Genomic DNA, 18,220 nt, shown 5'->3' with positions numbered 1-18,220 from the left:
CGGTCAGGCTCCATGGTCACTCCGCGGTGAGGACGAGGATCAGGCCGTGGACGGAGGCGTCGTCCTCGTGCAGCGGCGTCACCGTGACCGACAGCCGGGTGGCACGGCCCCGCCGGTTCACGGCCTCGACGCTCGTCGTGGCCGGCTGCGGCCCGCCCGGTGGGCCGCCGTCCAGCACGCGCCGCAGTTCGGGCTGCAACGTCGCGACGGGCAGCCCTATGTCGAGCGTGTGCAGGGCGCGGCCGGCGGCCTCCCCGGCGCGCAGCCCCCACAGCTCCTGCGCCCCGGAACTCCACAGCAGCACCCGCAGGTCCCGGTCGAGCACGATCACGGCGTCCCCCAGCGAGCGCACCACCGAGTCGACGAAGTGGTTGGCCCGGTCGAGCTGCACCGTCCGGGCGTTGAGCGTGTCGTTGATCTGCTGGAGCTCGTCGTTGCTCGACTGGAGCTCCTCGTTCATCGTCTCCAGTTCCTCGTTCGTCGACTGGAGCTCCTCGTTGGTCGTCTCCAGTTCCTCGTTCGTGGACTGGAGCTCCTCGTTGGTCGTCTCCAGCTCCTCGTTCAGCGACTGCAGCTCCTCGTACGCGTGCTCCAGCTCCTTGTTGGTCTGCTCCAGCTCCTCGCGGAGCCTCCGGTTGCGGGTGACGTCGTGGAAGTTGACCGTGGCCCCGATGAGCTCGCCGGTCGTGTCGATGAGCGGGACGACGACGATGTCGAAGACGCTCGGCTCCGGCGCGCCCGGCCGGTTCCAGACGACGTCCTGCAGCTCGACCGTACGCAGGTCGAGCTCGGCCTGTTCGATGACCGACCTCAGCTCGACCGGGCGGTAGGACACCTCCAGGTCCTGGAACGGGCGCCCCAGATCGCGGGCCTGCAAACCGAAGAGCACCTCGGCTCGAGTGTTGATCAGGGCGAGCGCGCCCGACGCGTCCAGCGTGAGCTGGGCGACCGGGCCGGAGGCGTTGGCCGCGCTGTGGAGCCGCGCCAGGCGCGTCTGCGACTCCGGCTGCGCGGAATGGTCCCAGCCCAGCCGGGTCGCGGCCAGAGGCTGCGGCCTCTTCCTGAACAGGCGCATGCGGAGATCGACGGGATCGAACCTGTCGCTGTGGTTCAGCAGCATCTCGGCCTTGCCCAGGAAGAGATAGCCGGGGTCGCAGAGCGCGAAGTGGAACCTGCGGACGACGTCGAGCTGGGTCTCGCCGTTGAAGTACATCAGGGTGTTGCGGGCGAGCAGGATGTCCACCCGCGAGATGGGGGCGTCCCTGGTGAGGTCGTTGCGCCCGAAGATGAGCTGGCGGCGCAGGTCCCGGCGGAAGGCGAACCCGTCCTGCGCCGGCTCGAAGTACTTCTCCCTGAACTCCGCCGGCACCCCGGCCATCTGGCGCTCGCCGTACACCGCCACGCGCGCCACGTGGAGGGCCTTCTCGTCGATGTCCGTGCCGTAGATCTTCACCCGGTCCCGGAACTCGTCGAAGCCGAGCTCCTCCGCCAGCAGCATGGCCAGGCTGTACGCCTCCTCTCCGGTGGCGCACCCGGCGCTCCAGCCCCGGATCGCCCGGCCGCCCTTGGCCGCGAGGATCGAGGGGATCGCCCGCTCCCGCAGCACCTGCCAGGCGGTCGGATCGCGGAAGAACCCGGTGACGTTGATGAGCAGGCTGTCGAACAGGGTGGTGAACTCCGCCGGCTCCAGCTCCAGGTAGTCGCGGTACTCGTCCACGCTCTCCAGCTTGAGCGCCTGCAGCCGCCGGCCGACGCGGCGCCTGAGCGTCGTGCGCTTGTAGCCGGTGAAGTCGAACCCCCGGGTCTCCTTGAGCATCGTCAGGAGGTCGTCGAACTCCCGATCCTCGCCGGTGTGCATGGCGCCCCCACTATCGCCGCCGGTCGCCCTCGGTGACCGCGACCGGCGACTCCCAGCCGCTCTGGCTCTGCAGGCGGCGCAGCGCCTTCACGGTGTCCCGGTCCTGCTCGACCTGCCTCCGCAGCCACCGCGCCGTCACCGTCTGCCCGTGCCGCTGCGCGGTGGACAGCATCCGCGTCAGCAGGTGCAGCCGTTCCTCCAGGCGCAGGATGGTCACCCAGAAGGCGCGCTCGACGGCCTCGCCCTGGCCGTCGATCATGCTCTCCAGGGACCAGGCGTGTCCCACGATGCACTGGTAGTGCCCGTTGGGAGAGGTGGGCACCTCGTACAACGGGCCGTTGCAGTCGGGGCAGGTCAGGGCGCTCAGGTCGCCGGGCGGCCGGGGCAGCGCCCCGGCCGAGTAGAACGGCGACAGCTCCCGTTCGAGCTCCTGGTCCACCGCCTCCCCCTTCACCTCGCGGGCGCCGTCGCTCTGCCGGACGATCCACTCCGCGATGTCCGCCAGGCCGGCCACCATCGGCCGCGCCGTCGCCGCGATGGCCGCGCGCGGCATGCCGTCGAACGGGCTCTCCTCGGGGTCCTGCACCGCGACCAGGCCGCCCCGGCTCTCCACCTGCGCGCACCCGCGGGCGCCGTCGTCGAGCGTGCCGCTGAGGACGACGGCGAGGGTACGCGGCCCGGCGAAGGCCGCCGCGCTGAGGAACAGCGGATCGGCGGCGGGCCGGTGCCCGTTGTGCCGCGGGCCACGGGACAGCCGGACGGCGTCCCCGTCCAGCAGCAGGTGGAGGTCGGGCGGGGCCACGTACACGCGCCCGTGCCGCAGCGGCTCGCCGTCCTGCGCCGCGGCGGCCTTCAACGGTCCCGACCGGTCGAGGATGCCCGGCAGGGCGCTGCCCGCCCGCGGCGAGATGTGCAGGACGACCATGACGGCCGCCCTCAGGTCGCCGGGCAGGCCGCCGAGCAGCGACCGCAGGGCCTCGACTCCGCCGGCCGAGGCGGCCACCACGACGACGTCCCGCCCGATAATCGCGCCCACGATTGGCACATATCCTCGGAAGTCAGGATTCATGCGGCAGGCGTGGGCAGCGAAATCCGATCGCCCGATTCCCGTTTCCCCACTTCACGCGGGGAAAGGAGGCCGATATGGAGCTCTTCATCGAGGTCATTCATCGGGAGCCCGACTCCGCGGTGGTCACCGTGGGCGGGGAGCTCGACGTGTTCAGCGCCGCGCGGCTCGAAGCGGTCATCGCGCCGCTGGTGGCCGACGGCCGCGTCCACCTGGTGATCGACGCGGTCCGCCTGCGGTTCTGCGACCTCGCCGGGGTGCGCCTGCTGGAGCGCGTGCACGACGACGCCGCCGCGGCGGCCGGCGGCCTCATCGTCTGGGCGAGCCGTCCGCTCCGCCGCCTGCTCTCCCTGCTCTGGCCCGAGGGACTGCCGGGACGCCCCACCGTGGTGCGCGCCGCCCCGGCCATACCGTCGCGGAGACCACAGCCCGTGCTGCTGCACGGTTCCTCCCTGGACCTCCTCCCGCCCGCGCCGGGCCCGGACCGGGCCTCCACGAGGACACCGGCCGCCGCCGACCGGGAGCGCCGGGCGGCGCTGCTGGATCAGTCGCGGCGGCTGCGCGCGGAGGCCGCGGCCCGCAGGGAGATCCTGTGCGAGCGGGCGCGGTCGTTGTGCGCGAACCTCGCGGCCGCGCACGAACGGCTGGCCGCCATCCACCTGGCGCTACGGGACCGGCAAAGCGATGTCCTGACCTGCGACGGAGTCGCCCACCGGAGGAAGGCGGCGCACGTCCGCCGCCAGGCCGAGGTCTTCTCCCGGAGGTGACCGCCCCTCAGGGCGGTACGTCTCAGAGTGCCCTGGTCATGAAAACGCTGAGCGGATCGGGACGATAGTCGCCGAAGGGCTCGCAGTAGGTGAACCCGAACTTCTCGTACAGCTTCCTGGCGGGCAGGAAGTGCTCTTCCGAGCCGGTCTCGAGGCTCAGCCGCGCGAAGCCCATCCGCCCGGCCTCGGCGAGGATGTGCCGCAGCAGCAGGGACGCGATCCCCGCGCGTTTGCGTGCCGCCGCCGTCCGCATCGACTTCAGCTCGGCGTGGGCCTCGTCCAGCCTCTTGATCGCCCCGCAGCCCACCACGGCGCCGCCGTCCAGCACCGACCAGAACGTGACCTCCGGACGGCGGAGGCCGTCGAGGTCCAGGGCGTGCTTGCTCTCCGGGGGCGTGACGGACCGCATCTCCCGCAGGTGTTCCTCGAGGAACTCGGCGATCTCCGGGCCGGACAGGTCGTCCTCGACGATTCTCATCGCGCTCGCTCACCTGGATCGTGACTGACGGATCATGTCTGACGGGACACCAGGATGCCATCCCGCCCGGCCTGCCCCGTACAGGTGGATCAGCGCGACCGGATCAGTACGCCCGGCCCGCGCGGGCATCGCGTCGTGCCCGGCTCAGCCCAGCGGCGCGGCGGCGAACTCCCGCATGCCCTCGGCGAACCCGACGCGCGCCTGGAAGCCCAGCTCCGCCCGCGCCCGGTCCGGCGAGGCGACGATGTGCCGCACGTCGCCGAGGCGGTACTCCCCCGTCACGACCGGGCCCGGCCCGCCCCGCGCCGCGGCCAGTTCCGCGGCCATCTCCCCCACCGTGTGCGGCTGTCCGCTCGCGACGTTGTACGCGGACAGGGCGCCCTCCCGCCCCGCGGCGAGCGCCGCCAGGTTGGCCCGCGCGACGTCGCGGACGTGGACGAAGTCGCGCCGTTGACCGCCGTCCTCGAAGACGCGCGGGGCGCGCCCCGCCTCCAGCGCCGACCGGAAGATCGCCGCGACCCCCGAGTACGGCGTGTCCCTGGGCATCCGGGGACCGTAGACGTTGTGGTACCGCAGGGCGACGGCGACGCCGCCGGTCTCCCTGGCCCAGTTGGCCGCGAGATGCTCCTGCGCCAGCTTCGTGGTGGCGTAGGCGTTGCGGGGATCGGCGGGCGCGTCCTCTCCGATCACCGCCGGCGTTAGCGGCGAGGCGCAACCGGGGCAGCGCGGCTCGAAGATCCCCCGGTCGAGGTCCTCGGCGGCCCGGGGACGGGGCCGGACCGGCCCGTGCTCGCCGCACTCGTACGCGCCCTCGCCGTAGACGACCATGGACGACGCCAGCACCAGGCGGCCGACGCCGTGCCGCGCCATCGCCGCCAGCAGCACGGCCGTGCCGTACACGTTCACCGAGGCGTAGTCGGGCAGGTCCGCCACGTCGACGCCGAGGCCGACCTTGGCCGCCTGGTGGACCACCGCGTCCACGCCCGGCAGCAGGCGGCCGGCGGCCGTCTCGTCGCGCACGTCTCCGCCCTCGACGCCGCCCGCCCGCACGTCGAGGCCCGTCACCTCGTGCCCGGCCGCCGTCAGCGCCTCGGCGACGTGACTTCCGATGAACCCGGCCGAGCCGGTCAGCAGCACCTTCACGCGCCGAGGGTAGACCGCCGCCGCCCCACTGGGGCCGCTCCGGGCGCGGCCGTTCGCGACCCGTAAGATCTTCCGCCCGCCCCCGGCCGTCAGGAGAAGTAGTGACCCTTGCCGAGGTCGTCGAGGAGGCCGGGCTGCACCGGCCGCCAGCCGAGCAGGTCGCGGGTCAGCGCGCTCGACGCCGGGCTGTCGGCCCCGACGACACCGCCCAGCCAGCCGAAGTGCGCGCTCGCCTCCTCAGGGGCGACCGAGACCACCGGCAGGTCCAGGTGACGGCCGATCACCTCGGCGACGGCCCGGATCGGCACACCCTCGTCGGCGACGGCGTGCAGCACCGTCCCCGCCGGGGCCTTCTCCAGCGCCAGCCGGAACAGGTGCGCGGCGTCGAGCCGGTGCGTGGCGGGCCAGCGGTTCGCCCCGTCGCCGACGTGACCGGAGACGCCCTTCTCGCGGGCGATGCCGACCAGGGCGGCCATGAAACCGGGGTCCCCCTCGCCGTGCACCGTCGGGGGAAGGCGCACGACCGACGACCGCACGCCGTGGGAGGCCAGGGAGAGCGTCAGCAACGCCGTCTCCAGCCGCCCCCGGGGGCCGCCGCCCGGATGCGCGGAGCCCGGCTCGATCCCGTCCTGCTCGGTCGCGACGGCTCCCGGCTTGAGGCCGAGGGTCCCTGAAGCGATCACGAGCGGCCGTCCGGTGCCCTGGAGCGCCTCCCCGAGCGCCTCCACGGCCCGGCGGTCCGCGCCGACGGCCTCCCCGAAGCCGCCCGAGAAGGCGATGTCGTGCTTGAACGCGAGATGGATCACCCCGTCCGACTCGGCGGCCTCGCTCCGCAGGGTGCCGAGGTCGTCGAGCGTGCCGAGACGCACCCGCGCCCCGGCCCGGGTGAGGGCTTCGGCCGAGGCGTCCGACCGGGCCAGCCCGGTGACCTCGTGACCCGCGCCGATGAGCTCGGGCACGACGGCGGAGCCGATCCAGCCCGACGCCCCGGTGACGAAAACGCGCATGAGAGAACCTCCCGACGGGTGACCGTCCCCGGCACACGGCCGCGCACGGGGACTGATGTCAGTCACTGTCGTCAGCATACGCCACGATGTCAGTGACTGTCATGCGGCTACGATCAGGACATGGGTCGATGGGAGCCGGACGCGCGCGGCCGGTTGGAGCGGTCGGCGCTGGAGCTCTACGCGGAGCGCGGGTTCGACCAGACCACGGTCGCGGAGATCGCCAGGCGGGCGGGGCTCACGGAGCGGACGTTCTTCCGGCACTTCGCCGACAAGCGCGAGGTGCTGTTCCACGGCTCGCACGCGCTGGAGGAGCTTCTCGTGGACGCCGTCGCGGGCGCGCCCGAGACCGCGGCGCCGATGGACGCGATCGCGACGGCGCTCGGCGTCGCGGGCGGCATGTTCGAGGAACGCCGCGAGTTCGCGCGGCGGCGCCAGGCCGTCGTCGCCGCGCACCCGGAGCTGCGGGAGCGCGAGCTGATCAAACTCGCGTCGCTCGCGGCGTCCCTCGCCGGGGCGCTGCGCGGGCGCGGCGTGGCCGAGCCGGCCGCGAGCCTGGCCGCGGAGGCGGGCATCGCCGTCTTCAAAATCGCCTTTGAACGCTGGGCCGGCGACGCCGGCGGCCCGGACCTGCCGCGGCTCATGCGGGAGTCGCTCGACGAGCTGAGGGCCGTCACCGCGGGCGCGTGATCGCCGCCGGACGCGGGACAGATGACGCGGGACAGAAGTCACCGGGCGGCGCAGGTCACCCGAAGCCCGGGCCTGCCGGCGGCACAGGTCGATCAGAGGCGCAGGTCGTCAGAGGCGCAGCGCACCGAGGCACGGCTCACCGGAAGACGCCGGTGTGGCCGAGCGAGTAACGGCCGGGCTGCGGATACACGCACAGCCCGTGCGGCCCGGCGCCGACGGGGATGGTGTGGAGGACCCTGCCGGTCCGGGTGTCGAAGACGTAGACGACGCCGTGGTAGCGGCCGCTCAGCCACAGCTTGGTGCCGTCGGCCGAGACGCCGCCCATGTCCGGGGAGCCGCCGCCGGGGATGCGCCAGACGTCGACCACCTTCCGCTGGGCGAACGACACGACGGAGACCGATCCCTCGCCGCGGTTCGACACGTACAGGTGGCGCGAGTCGCGGCTGGCGTAGAGCCCGTGCGCGCCCCGGCCGGTCGGCATGAACCGGACGACCTCGTACGTCGCCGCGTCCACCAGCCACACGCCGTGCCGTTCCATGTCGGCGACGTAGAAGACGCGGCCGTCGGGCGACAGCTTCACGTCCTGCGGCATGCTCATGTGGCCGAGGTGGACGCGGCGGATCAGCCTGGGCGTGCGCCAGTCGACGACGACGAGGTCGCCGCTGAACTCGCAGCTGGCCAGGAACACCGAGCCGTCGGCGGTGAAGTCGCCGTGGTTGACGCCGCGGCAGGGCAGCGGCAGCGAGCGCAGCCGTCTCATGCTGTGCGGGTCGCGCAGGTCGAGCCGGTTGTTCCGCTCCGCCATGACCAGGGCGTACGCGCCGTCCGGCGAGAAGTACAGGTTGTACGGGTCGTCCACCGGCACCGGCCGGCCCGGCCTGCCGGTGCGCGGGTCGATGGGGGTGAGGAAGTTGCCCCGGTTGTTGTTCACCCACAGGGTCTTCAGGTCCCACGACGGCACCACGTGCTGCGGCAGCGCCCCGACGGTGAAGTGCCGCACGATCCGGTACGTCTCCGGGTCGATGACGTCGACCGTGCCGCTCTCGCTGTTGGGCACGTAGACCAGGGAGCGGAACCCTTTGACGACCGGGCTCAGCATTCCGGGCCGGTCGGCCGCGTAGACGTCGGTCGGCCCCGCCCCCTCCGGAGGCGCGGCGGCGCCCCGTGACCGCGCCGGGGACGGCGACGCGGAGGGCGTCACCGCCCGTGGCACGGGCCGGGACGCGGGCGGCCCCGCGGCGCAACCGGCGAGGACGAGCCCCCCGAGGACCGCGAACACCCCGGTCACCGCCGCGGTCTTCCGCGCTCCTGTGACACCTGCACCTGTCACGCATGCCCCCCGACATGGCGGGCGGCGCCCGGCCCCCCGTACGGTCACGACGACCGGCCGCGGGCGGCGGCTGCGCGGCGACTACTGCACGGCGACTACTGCACGGTGACTACTGCACCATGACTGCGAGACGGCGGAGACGCGGCTGCGCGGCTGGTCGGCGCGACGCTAACGCCCCCGCGGAGCGGCACGGAGGGGGCTTTACCCGGTCTTGCACGGCGCCTTCCCGGCGCGCGACGCGCCGGTTCGCGGCGGCCGGCGGGGTCGCTACGACGTGATGGGGGCCTCGTGCTCGGCGCTCTGCACGGGAGCGAGCCCGGCGAGCCCGGAGATGTCCAGGACGGGGGTGAGCAGCGGGTTGGCGATGAGGGTGATGTGGTCGGCGTGGGCGAACAGGACGCTCAGGCCGGCGCTGTCGAGGTATTCGACGGCGGTCAGGTCCAGCACCAGGGGCCCCGGCATGTTGCCGAGGGCCTCGGCGAGCGCGTCGGTGTTGCTCATGTCGATCTCGCCGGTGGCCGTCAGCAGCGCGGCGCCGTCGGCGCGGCGGCTGGAGGTGAGGGTGAGGGGCGTGGTCATCAGGCGATCCTCGTGTGCATGTCGACGATGGTGCCGGACGGGCCGGGCGTGATGGTGACCTGCTGCATCATGGCGCGCATTAGGGCGACACCGCGCCCGCGGTGGGTGTTCTCCTCTGCCTTGGGAGACTTCCAGCGGCCGGTGTCGGCGACGACGAGGCGCAGGTTGTCCACGAAGGCCTCGGCCCGCAGGCGGACGATGTCGCCGGGGGCGTCGCGGTGACCGTGCTCGATGGCGTTGGCGCACGCCTCTCCAGCGGCGACCAGGACGTTCTGGATGGTCTGGGCCGGCAGGTCGCACTGGGCGAGCCAGGTCCGCAGCGCCCTGCGGACGGGCGCCAGCTGGGACGACTCGGCCGGGAAGGCCATCTCCAGCGGGGCGGGGTGGCGGTAGAGCAGCAGGGCGACGTCGTCGTCGTACCCGTCGGCGGGCGCGAGCCGCACCATCACCTGCGTGGCGAGGTCGTCGACCGCGGCGTCCCGGCCGTCCTGCACGGCCCGGCTGGCCTGGTCGATGCCCGCGTTGAGCGGGCTGCGGCGGCGCTCGACCAGGCCGTCGGTGTAGAGCATGAGCGTGGCGCGCGCGGGGATGACCGCCTGGCCCTCCGGGCGTTCCGCGCCGGGCCGGACGGCCAGCGGGATCGACCGCCCGTCTTCGAGCAGGCGGGTGGTGCCGTCGGGGTGGGCGAGGATGCCCGGCGGGTGCCCGGCGCTGGAGTAGGTCAGCACCCCGGTCTCCGGGTCGAGCACGCCGCAGAAGACGGTGGTGCACTTCGCGCCGGGGACGCCGGCGGCGAAGTGGTCCAGGGCCATGAGCGTGCGCGCCGGGCTGGCGTCCTGCAGGAGCAGCGCGCGGCAGGCGCTGCGCAGCTGCCCCATGACGGCGGCCGCCTCCACGCCGCGCCCGACGCAGTCGCCCACGACGATGCCGATGTTCCCGCCGGGCAGGGCGATGGTGTCGTACCAGTCGCCGCCGACCTCCAGGGGGCGGGTGGCGGGCTCGTAGCGGACGGCGAACCCTTCGGGCAGGTCGGCGGGGCCGAGGATGGCGCGCTGCAGCGCGATCGCGGTCTCGCGCTGCTGGTCGATCTGGTGCGCGCGGACGAGCCCCTGGGCGAGGTGCCCCGCGAGCAGCGACAGGAGCAGCTCGTCCTCCCGGGAGAACGGCCGCTGGTCGCCCAGCTCGACCCACAGCGCCATCGGGCCGTCGGGGTGCTCCAGCAGCACGCCGACTCCGCTGCGGTCGGCGGCCGGGGTCAGCAGGGGCCGCCGGCGCAGGCCGGTGAGCGCCTCGCGGCGTCCGGCCGGCAGCGCGCGCCAGGCCAGCGAGGCGTCGGTGGCGGTCAGGGTGGGGTCGCCCTCGTGCTCGAAGACGGCGGCCAGCACGTGCCGGGCGCGCCACAGGGTGCGCAGCTCTCCCAGCGCCCCCGACAGCGCGTCGGTCAGGCTTCCGGCCTGGGACAGCGACGTGCTGAGGGAGGCGAGGGCGCTCTCCCGCTGGATGGCGTAGTGCTCGGCGGTGACGTCGCGGAAGGTGCCGACGACGACCTGGCGCCCGGTGTCGGGGTCCTGCGCCTGGTTGAAGGTGACGCTGATCCACAGCCGGTGCCCGTCCCGGTGGGTGACCGGGATGGTGTAGCTGCCCTGGCCCGGGCCGACGAGGCCCGCGAAGGCGTCGGCGACCTGCTGGTGGGCGGCGGGGTCGACGTCCCGGTCCGGCCACCACGGGTGGATCGGCGTGTACGGCAGGCCCTCGGGGCCGTACCCGAGCATGTCGGCGAACGCGCTGTTGATCTCGACGACCGCGCCGTTCTCGTCGCAGACGAAGAACGCCTCCTGCAGTGAGTCGACCAGCGCCGTGCGCCAGCGGGCCTGGTGCTGGCGCAGCCGCGCCATCTCCATGTTGGCCCGCACCCGCGCGAGCAGCTCCGCGGCGGCGAACGGCTTGACGAGGTAGTCGTCGGCTCCGGCCTGCAGGCCCTCGATGGACGCCTCCTGGCCCGCCCGCGCCGACAGCAGCAGCACGGGGACGGCGGCGGTGCGCGGATCGGCCCGCAGCGCCGCGACCAGCGCCAGGCCGTCCAGGCGCGGCATCATCACGTCGCTCACCACGAGGTCGGGGGCGTCGGTGCGGATGGCGTCCAGCGCGTCCTGCCCGTCGCCCACGGTGTCGACGTGGTAGCCCGCGCCCGTGAGGAGCCGGACGAGATATCCGCGCATGTCGGCGTTGTCGTCGGCCACCAGCACCCGCGCCGGGACGCCCGCGGGGCGGGGGGCGGAGGGATCCTGGGCGGTCAGCTCCATGTCGTCCCCGCCGGACGCGGCGGCGTCGTCCGCCGGCAGCCAGCGCAGGGCCTCCTGGACGAAGGGGTCGGCGGTGGCGGACGCCACGCTGCCGCCGGCGGCCGTCGTGATCGCCTCGGCGGGCAGGTGCGCGGCGCCGAACGGCAGGCGGATGGTGAAGCGGGTGCCCTCGCCCTCGGCGCTCTCGGCGGCGATGGTGCCGCCGTGCAGGCCGACGAGCTCCTGCACGAGCGCCAGGCCGATGCCGCTGCCCTCGTTGGAGCGCGAGCGGGCGTTCTCGATGCGGTGGAACCGCTCGAACAGCCGCGGCACCTCGTCGGCCGGGACGCCGATGCCGGTGTCGGTGACGGTCACCACCGCGTGGCCGCCCTCCCCGCGCACCGACACGCCGACCGAGCCGTCGAAGGTGAACTTCAGCGCGTTGCTGAGCAGGTTCAGGACCACCTTCTCCCACATGCCGCGGTCGATGTAGACCGGCTCGTCCAGGGGACGGCAGTCGACCGCGAAGTCCAGGCCCGCCTTGTCGATGGCGGAGCGGAAGAGGCTGGCCAGCTCGGCGGTGACCGCGGCCAGGTCGACGGGCTCGTAGCGGGCCTGCATCCGGCCGGCCTCGATGCGGGAGAAGTCGAGCAGGGTGTTGACGAGCTTGCCCAGCCGCAACCCGTTGCGGCGGATGGCCTCCAGCTCCTCGCGCACCTGCGGGTCGGCTCCCTGCAGCCGGTTACGCAGCTCCTCCACCGGTCCCATGATCAGGGTCAGCGGGGTGCGGAACTCGTGGCTGATGTTGGAGAAGAAGACGGTCTTCGCCCGGTCGAGCTCGGCCAGCTCCTCGGCCCGCCGCTGCTGCGCCTGGTAGCTGCGGGCGCTCGCGATCCCCGCGGCGACGTGCCCGGCGGCCAGCTCCAGGAACCCGCGGTAGCCCTCGTCGAGGGGCCGGTACCGGTTGAGCGCGGCCACCAGGAACCCGTACGGCGCGCTGCCCTGCTGGAGCAGCGGCACCAGCAGGGCCTGGGCGGGTGGCTCCGGCCAGCCACCGGACGGCAGCTTGGCGAACCCGGCGGCGTCGAGCTCCACGAGCACCGACTCCCCCCGGGCCGGCGCCGCCATGGGCCACACCGCTTCGCCGGAGTCGCGGGCCGGCAGGGTCAGGGGGGCGGCCGGGTGCCCGGCGGAGATGCCGGTCACGCCCGCCAGCCGCGCGCCGCCGTCGTCCTGGAAGAGATAGGTCAGCGTGAACGGGAGGTCGTGCTGGTTGTGGCCGAGCTGGCGGCAGGTGAAGGCCAGCATCTCCTGCTCGGTGCGGACCACGCTGGGGTCGGAGCCGAGATCGCGCAGGGTCGCCATGCGGCGCTCGCCGACCACCCGCTCGGTGTCCTCCATGACGACGCACAACATGCCGACCACCGCGCCGGAGTCGTCGCGCAGCGGGCTGTAGGAGAACGTGTGATAGCTCTCCTCGGGGTAGCCGGACCGCTCGAGGAACAGCAGCAGCGCCTCGTCCCAGGTGGCCTGTCCCGTGGCGAGCACGGTGCCGATCCGGGGACCGATGTCGTCCCAGATCTCCGCCCACACCTCGCTGGCCGGCCGGCCCAGCGCCCACGGGTACTTGCGCCCCAGGGTGTCGCGGCGGTAGGCGGCGTTGCAGAAGAAGGTGAGCTCCGGGCCCCACGCCATCCACATGGAGAACCGGGACGACAGCAGGATGCTCACCGCGGTCCGCAGGCTCTGCGGCCACTCGTCCGGCGGCCCGAGGGGGGTCGCCCGCCAGTCGATCTTCGCGAGGTCCCGGCCGATCTCCTCGTCGGCGGTGAACACGTCGGCGCCGGCCGCCGTCACCGGCCCCGGCTCGGCGTCGTCACTGAGCGCCACTACGCCACCCCTTCGTTCGCGCCGGCCCGGCCACCGCTCGCCCGGTCCCGGTCGCCGCGTCCCGTCACCGCGTCCGCCCAACCCTGGAGCAGATGGGTGACGTGACGGAGAGGATAGGTCAACCCTCCGTCAAGAGGCCAACCGGGGTCCGTCTCCGGACGGCCGGGACACCGGTCGCGGCGGCGATCGGTCCTGCTCCTTCGATCAGTTCCACGGTGACGATTGACGCAAAAACCCTTAATACCTACTGTATTACTAGGTTTCCCTCATCAGGAGCGCCCGATGACCAAGCAGATCCATCTCGCCGCGCACTTCCCGGGCGTGAACAACACGACCGTGTGGTCCGATCCCGCGTCGGGCAGCCAGATCGACTTCGAGTCGTTCCGCCACCTGGCCAGGACCGCCGAACGGGGCAGGTTCGACTTCTTCTTCCTCGCGGAGGGACTGCGGCTGCGCGAGGCGAAGGGCCGCATCCACGACCTCGACGTCGTGGGCCGTCCGGAGTCCCTGACCGTCCTCGCCGCGCTGGCCGCCGTCACCACCCACCTGGGACTCGCCGCGACGGTGAACTCCACCTTCAACGAACCGTACGAGGTGGCGAGGAGACTCGCGTCGCTCGACCACCTGAGCGGCGGCCGGGCCGCGTGGAACGTGGTGACCAGCTTCGACGCCTTCACCGGCGAGAACTTCCGCCGCGGCGGCTTCCTGGACGAGTCCGACCGGTACAGCCGGGCGAAGGAGTTCCTGGAGACCGCGAGGGAGCTGTGGGACTCCTGGGCCCCCGACGCGGTGGCCGCCGACCCGGAGGCGGGGCGGTTCCTGCGGCCCGGCGGCGTCACCGCCTTCCGGCACCAGGGCCGGCACTTCGACATCTCGGGGCTGTTCAACGTGCCCAGGGGCCCGCAGGGCCATCCGGTGATCATCCAGGCCGGAGACTCCGACGAGGGCCGCGAGTTCGCCGCGTCCTCGGCCGACGTGATCTTCAGCAGGCACAGCAGGCTGGAGGAGGGCCGCGCCTTCTACCGCGACGTCAAGCGCAGGCTCGCGGCGTACGGACGGCGGCCCGAGGACCTCAAGATCCTCCCGGCGGTGACGTACGTGCTCGGCGACACCGAGGCCGAGGCCGCCGAACGGGCCGCCGAGATCCGCCGCGCGCAGGTCGGCCCGCAGCAGGCGATCTACTTCCTGGAGGCCGTCTGGGGCCGCGACCTGTCGGCGTACGACCCGGACGGGCCGCTGCCCGACGTCGAGCCCGACCTGGACGAGGGCGTGTCCAGAGGACACGCGGCGTTCCGCCGCGACCGCGGCGAGCTGGTGGCCAAGTGGCGCGCCCTCGCCGAGGAGAAGAACCTGTCGATCCGGGAGCTCGCCATCGAGGTCTCCGCGCCGCAGACCTTCATCGGCACACCGCGCACCGTGGCCGACGAGATCGACCACTTCGTGCAGACCGACGCCGCCGACGGCTTCATCTTCGTGCCCCACCTCACCCCGGGCGGGCTGGACGAACTTGTCGACAAGGTCGTCCCGCTGCTGCAGGAGAAGGGCGTCTTCCGGGCCGAGTACACCGGGCCCACCCTCCGCGACCATCTCGGCCTCGCCCCCCGCGACCCGGCTCCGCGCGAGCCGGCCGCCCCCGTGCCGGCCCCCCGTACGAAGGAGAACCGATGACCCTGCACCTCGCCGTCGCACTGGACGGGGCGGGCTGGCACCCGGCCGCCTGGCGGGCCGAGGGCGCGCGACCGGACCGGCTGTTCACCCTCGCCTACTGGGCGGACCTCGTCGCGGAGGCCGAACGCGGCCTGCTCGACTTTGTCACCTTCGAAGACGCCCTCGGCCTGCAGTCGACCCGCCTGAACGAACCCGACGAGCGGCTCGACCAGGTGCGCGGACGGCTCGACGCGGTGCTGATCGCCTCCGGCGTCGCGCCGCTGACCTCGCGGATCGGCCTCGTGCCGACCACCGGCACGACCCACACCGAGCCGTTCCACGTCGCGATCGGCATCGCCTCCCTCGACCACATCAGCGGCGGCAGGGCCGGCTGGCGGCCCCAGGTCTCGGGCCGCCCCGACCACGCCGCGCACTTCGGCCGCCGGGTCCTGCCTCCGCTGGACTTCTCCGACCGCGCCGATCCCGCCTTCACCCGGCACGTGGCCGGCCTGCTCGGCGAGGCCGCCGACGCGGTGGAGGTGGTCCGCCGGCTGTGGGACAGCTGGGAGGACGACGCCGAGATCAGGGACGTCGCGACCGGCCGGTTCGTCGACCGCGAGAAGCTGCACTACATCGACTTCCAGGGTGACTGGTTCAGCGTGAAGGGCCCCTCGATCACGCCGCGCCCGCCGCAGGGGCAGCCGCTCGTCACCTCCCTCGCCCACGACCGGCAGCCGTACGAGTTCGCCGCCCGGGCCTCCGACGTCGTGTACGTCACGCCGCGGGACCGGGAGGACGCCTCGGCCATCGTCGAGCAGGTGCGCGAAGCGGAGGCCGCGACCGGACGGGCGGGGCCGCCGTTGAAGGTCTTCGCGGACCTGGTGGTCTTCCTGGAGACCGGCGGCGCGGCCGACCGGAAGGCGCGGCTCGACGACCTCGACGGGGGCGAGTTCGTCTCGGACGCCCACGTCTTCACCGGCACCCCGGAGGCGCTCGCGGGCCTGCTGCTGAGCTGGCGGGAGGCGGGGCTGGACGGATTCCGCCTCCGGCCGGGCGAGCTGCCCCGCGACCTGGTGGCGATCACCCGGGGCCTGGTGCCCGAACTGCGGGCGGCGGGCGCGTTCCGAACGGCGTACGACACCGGGGACCTGCGCGGGCGGCTCGGTCTGCCCCGCCCCGCCAACCGCTACGCGACGGCGTCATGAGCGGGGCCGTCAGCGGCGTCACCGCTCCGGACGGCGCCGTGCCGCTCACCGGCGGGGAGGTGGTCCGGGCGTGAAGTTCCTGGCCATGACGCTCGGGTTCCACCTGCCGCATCCGCTGACCGGCGAGCTCAAGTCGCCGGCGGAGCGCTTCCGCGAGATCGTGGCGAGCGCGGTGCTCGCCGAGGAACTGGGCTTCGACGGCTTCGCCTTCGGTGAACGGCACGAGCGGCCGTTCCTGTCCTCGTCCCCGCCCGTGGTGCTGAGCCACGTCGCGGCGCTGACCCGCCGGATCAGGTTGTTCACCGCGGTGACCACCCTCAGCCTGCTCGATCCGGTCCGGGCGTTCGAGGACTACTCGACCCTCGACCACCTGTCCGGCGGGCGGCTGGAGCTGATGATCGGCAAGGGCAACGGCACCGCCCAGGCGGAGCTGTTCCACGTCACCGGCGAGGACCAGTGGGACCGCAACCGTGAGGGCTACGAGCTGTTCCGGCGGCTCTGGCGGGAGGACCGGGTGACCTGGTCGGGCCGCTTCCGGCCGCCGCTGGCCGACGCCGAGGTGCTCCCCCGGCCGCTCCAGCGGCCGGTGCGGGTCTGGCACGGCAGCGCCACCAGCAGGGAGTCGGTGGACCTCGCCGCCCGCTACGGCGACCCCCTCTTCTCCGCCAACGTCACCAACCCCGTCGAGCCGTACGCGGAACTGGTGCGCTACTACCGGGAGCGGTGGGAGCACTACGGCCACGACCCGGCCGACGCGCTGGTCGGGGCGGGCAGCGCGGGCTACTACGCCACGCCGCGGTCGCAGGACGCCGTCGAGACCTACCGGCCGATCTTCGACGCCCGGGTGGCGTTCCTGGAGAAGCGGGGGCTCGACCCGGTGTTCCACACGCTGGAGGACGCCATCGAGCGCAGCTCCATCCTCGTCGGCAGCCCCCAGCAGATCGTCGACAAGGTGCACCGCTATCACGAGCGGCTCGGCCACGAGGTGCTGCACGTGCAGGCGGAGGCCGACGGGCTGACCGACGGGCAGCACCGGGCGTCGCTCGAACTGTTCCAGAGCGACATCGCCCCCGTCCTGCGCGCGCAGATCCCCAGCAGGCCGTTCCCCACCGGAGGACCCGCATGACCCGCCTGTCCGTTCTCGACCTCGCCCCGATCTCCTCCGGAGCCACCGCGCGGGACGCCCTGCGCAACACCGTCGACCTCGCCCGCCGGGCGGAGGACGCCGGATACCACCGCTACTGGCTGGCCGAGCACCACCTCACCCCCGGCGTGGCGAGCTCCGCGCCCGCGGTCCTCATCGGCGCCGTGGCGGCGGCCACCCGCCGCATCCGGGTCGGCTCCGGCGCGGTCCAGCTCGGCCACCAGACCCCGCTCACCGTGGTGGAGCAGTTCGGCACCCTCGACGCGCTGCACCCCGGCCGCATCGACCTCGGACTCGGCCGCTCCGGCCAGCGCGCCCGGGAGCTGCTCGCCACCCCGCCGGAGGGGGCCGCACCCGCCCCCACCGACCCGCCCGCCACGGAGGCGCGGACGGTCAAGGGCCTGCTGGTCCCGCCGCCGTTCTCGTTCACCTCGCTCGCCAAGCACCCGCTCTTCGCCCTGGCCGGGGCGCTGCTGCAGCAGCCGGGCGCGCGGACGCCCGACTTCGCCGACCAGGTCGACGAGATCATCGCGCTGCTGGCCGGCCGCTACCACTCCGACGAGGGGCACGAGGCGCACGCCCAGCCCGGGGAGGGCGCCGCGGTGGAGCTGTGGGTCCTCGGCAGCAGCGGCGGTCAGAGCGCGCAGGTGGCGGCCGAGCGAGGGCTGCCCTTCGCGGCGAACTACCACGTGAGCCCGGCCACCGTGCTGGAGGCGGTCGAGTCCTACCGCGACGCCTTCAAGCCGTCCCGCGACTATCCCGAGCCGCACGTCATGGTGTCCGCCGACGTCCTGGTCGCGCCCACCGAGGAGGAGGCCCGCCGCGTGGGCGAGCCGTACGGGCTGTGGGTGCGCAGCATCCGGTCCGGCGGGGGCGCCGTCCGATATCCCTCTCCCGAGGAGGCGTACGCGCACGAGTGGAGCGAGGAGGACCGGGCGCTCGTAGCGGACCGGGTGGACACGCGGTTCGCGGGCACCCCCGAGAAGGTGGTGGAGGGGCTGCGCGTGCTCAAGGAGGCGACCGGCGCCGACGAGCTCCTGGTGACCACGATCACGCACGACCACGCCGACCGCGTCCGCTCCCAGGACCTCCTCGCCGAGGCGTGGTCGGACGCCGGATTCTGAGCACCGGATCGCC

General features: G+C 73.5%; 14 protein-coding genes. 6 read left to right on the top strand and 8 right to left on the bottom strand.

Annotated features, from left to right (window positions below; translation table 11 throughout):
• Positions 1-16 precede the first annotated feature (16 nt).
• Complete coding sequence (locus F5972_RS30525) at positions 17-1,858, bottom strand: CheR family methyltransferase (protein WP_150938482.1); 1,842 nt, start codon at positions 1,856-1,858, stop codon at positions 17-19.
• A 10-nt stretch (positions 1,859-1,868) separates the two neighbouring features.
• Positions 1,869-2,894 (bottom strand): chemotaxis protein CheB, encoded by a 1,026-nt coding sequence (locus F5972_RS30520; protein WP_191910392.1) that lies wholly within the window; start codon positions 2,892-2,894, stop codon positions 1,869-1,871.
• A 107-nt stretch (positions 2,895-3,001) separates the two neighbouring features.
• Here F5972_RS30520 and F5972_RS30515 point away from each other — a divergent pair, with 107 nt between their 5' ends.
• Positions 3,002-3,691, top strand: a complete 690-nt coding sequence (locus F5972_RS30515; RefSeq protein ID WP_150938479.1) for an STAS domain-containing protein — start codon at positions 3,002-3,004, stop codon at positions 3,689-3,691.
• A 22-nt stretch (positions 3,692-3,713) separates the two neighbouring features.
• Here F5972_RS30515 and F5972_RS30510 read toward each other — a convergent pair whose 3' ends face one another.
• From F5972_RS30510 to F5972_RS30500, 3 genes are all read right to left on the bottom strand, one after another.
• A complete protein-coding gene (locus F5972_RS30510; protein WP_150938477.1) occupies positions 3,714-4,169 on the bottom strand; it encodes a GNAT family N-acetyltransferase in 456 nt (151 codons plus the stop codon).
• Positions 4,170-4,313: 144 nt separating this feature from the next.
• A complete protein-coding gene (locus F5972_RS30505) occupies positions 4,314-5,312 on the bottom strand; it encodes an NAD-dependent epimerase/dehydratase family protein (RefSeq protein ID WP_150938476.1) in 999 nt (332 codons plus the stop codon).
• Between the two features lie 89 nt (positions 5,313-5,401).
• On the bottom strand, positions 5,402-6,319 hold the full coding sequence (locus F5972_RS30500; RefSeq protein WP_150938475.1) for an SDR family oxidoreductase: 918 nt from the start codon (positions 6,317-6,319) through the stop codon (positions 5,402-5,404).
• 120 nt (positions 6,320-6,439) lie between these two features.
• Between F5972_RS30500 and F5972_RS30495 the strand changes: the two genes are divergently transcribed.
• Positions 6,440-7,006, top strand: coding sequence for a TetR family transcriptional regulator (locus F5972_RS30495; protein WP_150938473.1), 567 nt, complete (start codon positions 6,440-6,442; stop codon positions 7,004-7,006).
• Positions 7,007-7,142: 136 nt separating this feature from the next.
• Here F5972_RS30495 and F5972_RS30490 read toward each other — a convergent pair whose 3' ends face one another.
• The 3 genes from F5972_RS30490 to F5972_RS30480 all read right to left on the bottom strand — a co-directional run bounded on the left by F5972_RS30490 (position 7,143) and on the right by F5972_RS30480 (position 13,087).
• Positions 7,143-8,336, bottom strand: a complete 1,194-nt coding sequence (locus F5972_RS30490) for a YncE family protein (RefSeq protein WP_150938471.1) — start codon at positions 8,334-8,336, stop codon at positions 7,143-7,145.
• Between the two features lie 267 nt (positions 8,337-8,603).
• Positions 8,604-8,915, bottom strand: a complete 312-nt coding sequence (locus F5972_RS30485) for an STAS domain-containing protein (RefSeq protein WP_150938469.1) — start codon at positions 8,913-8,915, stop codon at positions 8,604-8,606.
• A complete protein-coding gene (locus F5972_RS30480) occupies positions 8,915-13,087 on the bottom strand; it encodes a SpoIIE family protein phosphatase (RefSeq protein ID WP_150938467.1) in 4,173 nt (1,390 codons plus the stop codon). Before F5972_RS30480 ends, F5972_RS30485 begins: the two co-directional genes overlap by 1 nt.
• 282 nt (positions 13,088-13,369) lie before the next feature.
• Here F5972_RS30480 and F5972_RS30475 point away from each other — a divergent pair, with 282 nt between their 5' ends.
• The 4 genes from F5972_RS30475 (at position 13,370) to F5972_RS30460 (ending at position 18,207) form a co-directional block, all read left to right on the top strand.
• On the top strand, positions 13,370-14,755 hold the full coding sequence (locus F5972_RS30475; RefSeq protein WP_150938465.1) for an NtaA/DmoA family FMN-dependent monooxygenase: 1,386 nt from the start codon (positions 13,370-13,372) through the stop codon (positions 14,753-14,755).
• A complete protein-coding gene (locus tag F5972_RS30470; protein ID WP_150938463.1) occupies positions 14,752-15,939 on the top strand; it encodes an LLM class flavin-dependent oxidoreductase in 1,188 nt (395 codons plus the stop codon). Before F5972_RS30475 ends, F5972_RS30470 begins: the two co-directional genes overlap by 4 nt.
• Before the next feature lie 70 nt (positions 15,940-16,009).
• Entirely contained in the window at positions 16,010-17,065 is a 1,056-nt protein-coding gene (locus tag F5972_RS30465; RefSeq protein WP_150938461.1) for an LLM class flavin-dependent oxidoreductase, read from the top strand.
• Positions 17,062-18,207, top strand: a complete 1,146-nt coding sequence (locus F5972_RS30460; RefSeq protein ID WP_150938459.1) for an LLM class flavin-dependent oxidoreductase — start codon at positions 17,062-17,064, stop codon at positions 18,205-18,207. Before F5972_RS30465 ends, F5972_RS30460 begins: the two co-directional genes overlap by 4 nt.
• The last annotated feature ends 13 nt before the right edge of the window (positions 18,208-18,220 follow it).

This window comes from Microbispora cellulosiformans (genome assembly GCF_008728085.1).
Classification (GTDB): Bacteria; Actinomycetota; Actinomycetes; order Streptosporangiales; family Streptosporangiaceae; genus Microbispora; species Microbispora amethystogenes.
This window is presented reverse-complemented; position numbering and strand designations above follow the sequence as displayed.

Coding starts and splice junctions, on each gene's coding strand:
- F5972_RS30525 (WP_150938482.1), bottom strand. CDS start 1,858: ATGCACACCGGCGAGGATCGGGAGTTCGACGACCTCCTGACGATGCTC.
- F5972_RS30515 (WP_150938479.1), top strand. CDS start 3,002: ATGGAGCTCTTCATCGAGGTCATTCATCGGGAGCCCGACTCCGCGGTG.
- F5972_RS30510 (WP_150938477.1), bottom strand. CDS start 4,169: ATGAGAATCGTCGAGGACGACCTGTCCGGCCCGGAGATCGCCGAGTTC.
- F5972_RS30500 (WP_150938475.1), bottom strand. CDS start 6,319: ATGCGCGTTTTCGTCACCGGGGCGTCGGGCTGGATCGGCTCCGCCGTC.
- F5972_RS30495 (WP_150938473.1), top strand. CDS start 6,440: ATGGGTCGATGGGAGCCGGACGCGCGCGGCCGGTTGGAGCGGTCGGCG.
- F5972_RS30485 (WP_150938469.1), bottom strand. CDS start 8,915: ATGACCACGCCCCTCACCCTCACCTCCAGCCGCCGCGCCGACGGCGCC.
- F5972_RS30475 (WP_150938465.1), top strand. CDS start 13,370: ATGACCAAGCAGATCCATCTCGCCGCGCACTTCCCGGGCGTGAACAAC.
- F5972_RS30470 (WP_150938463.1), top strand. CDS start 14,752: ATGACCCTGCACCTCGCCGTCGCACTGGACGGGGCGGGCTGGCACCCG.
- F5972_RS30460 (WP_150938459.1), top strand. CDS start 17,062: ATGACCCGCCTGTCCGTTCTCGACCTCGCCCCGATCTCCTCCGGAGCC.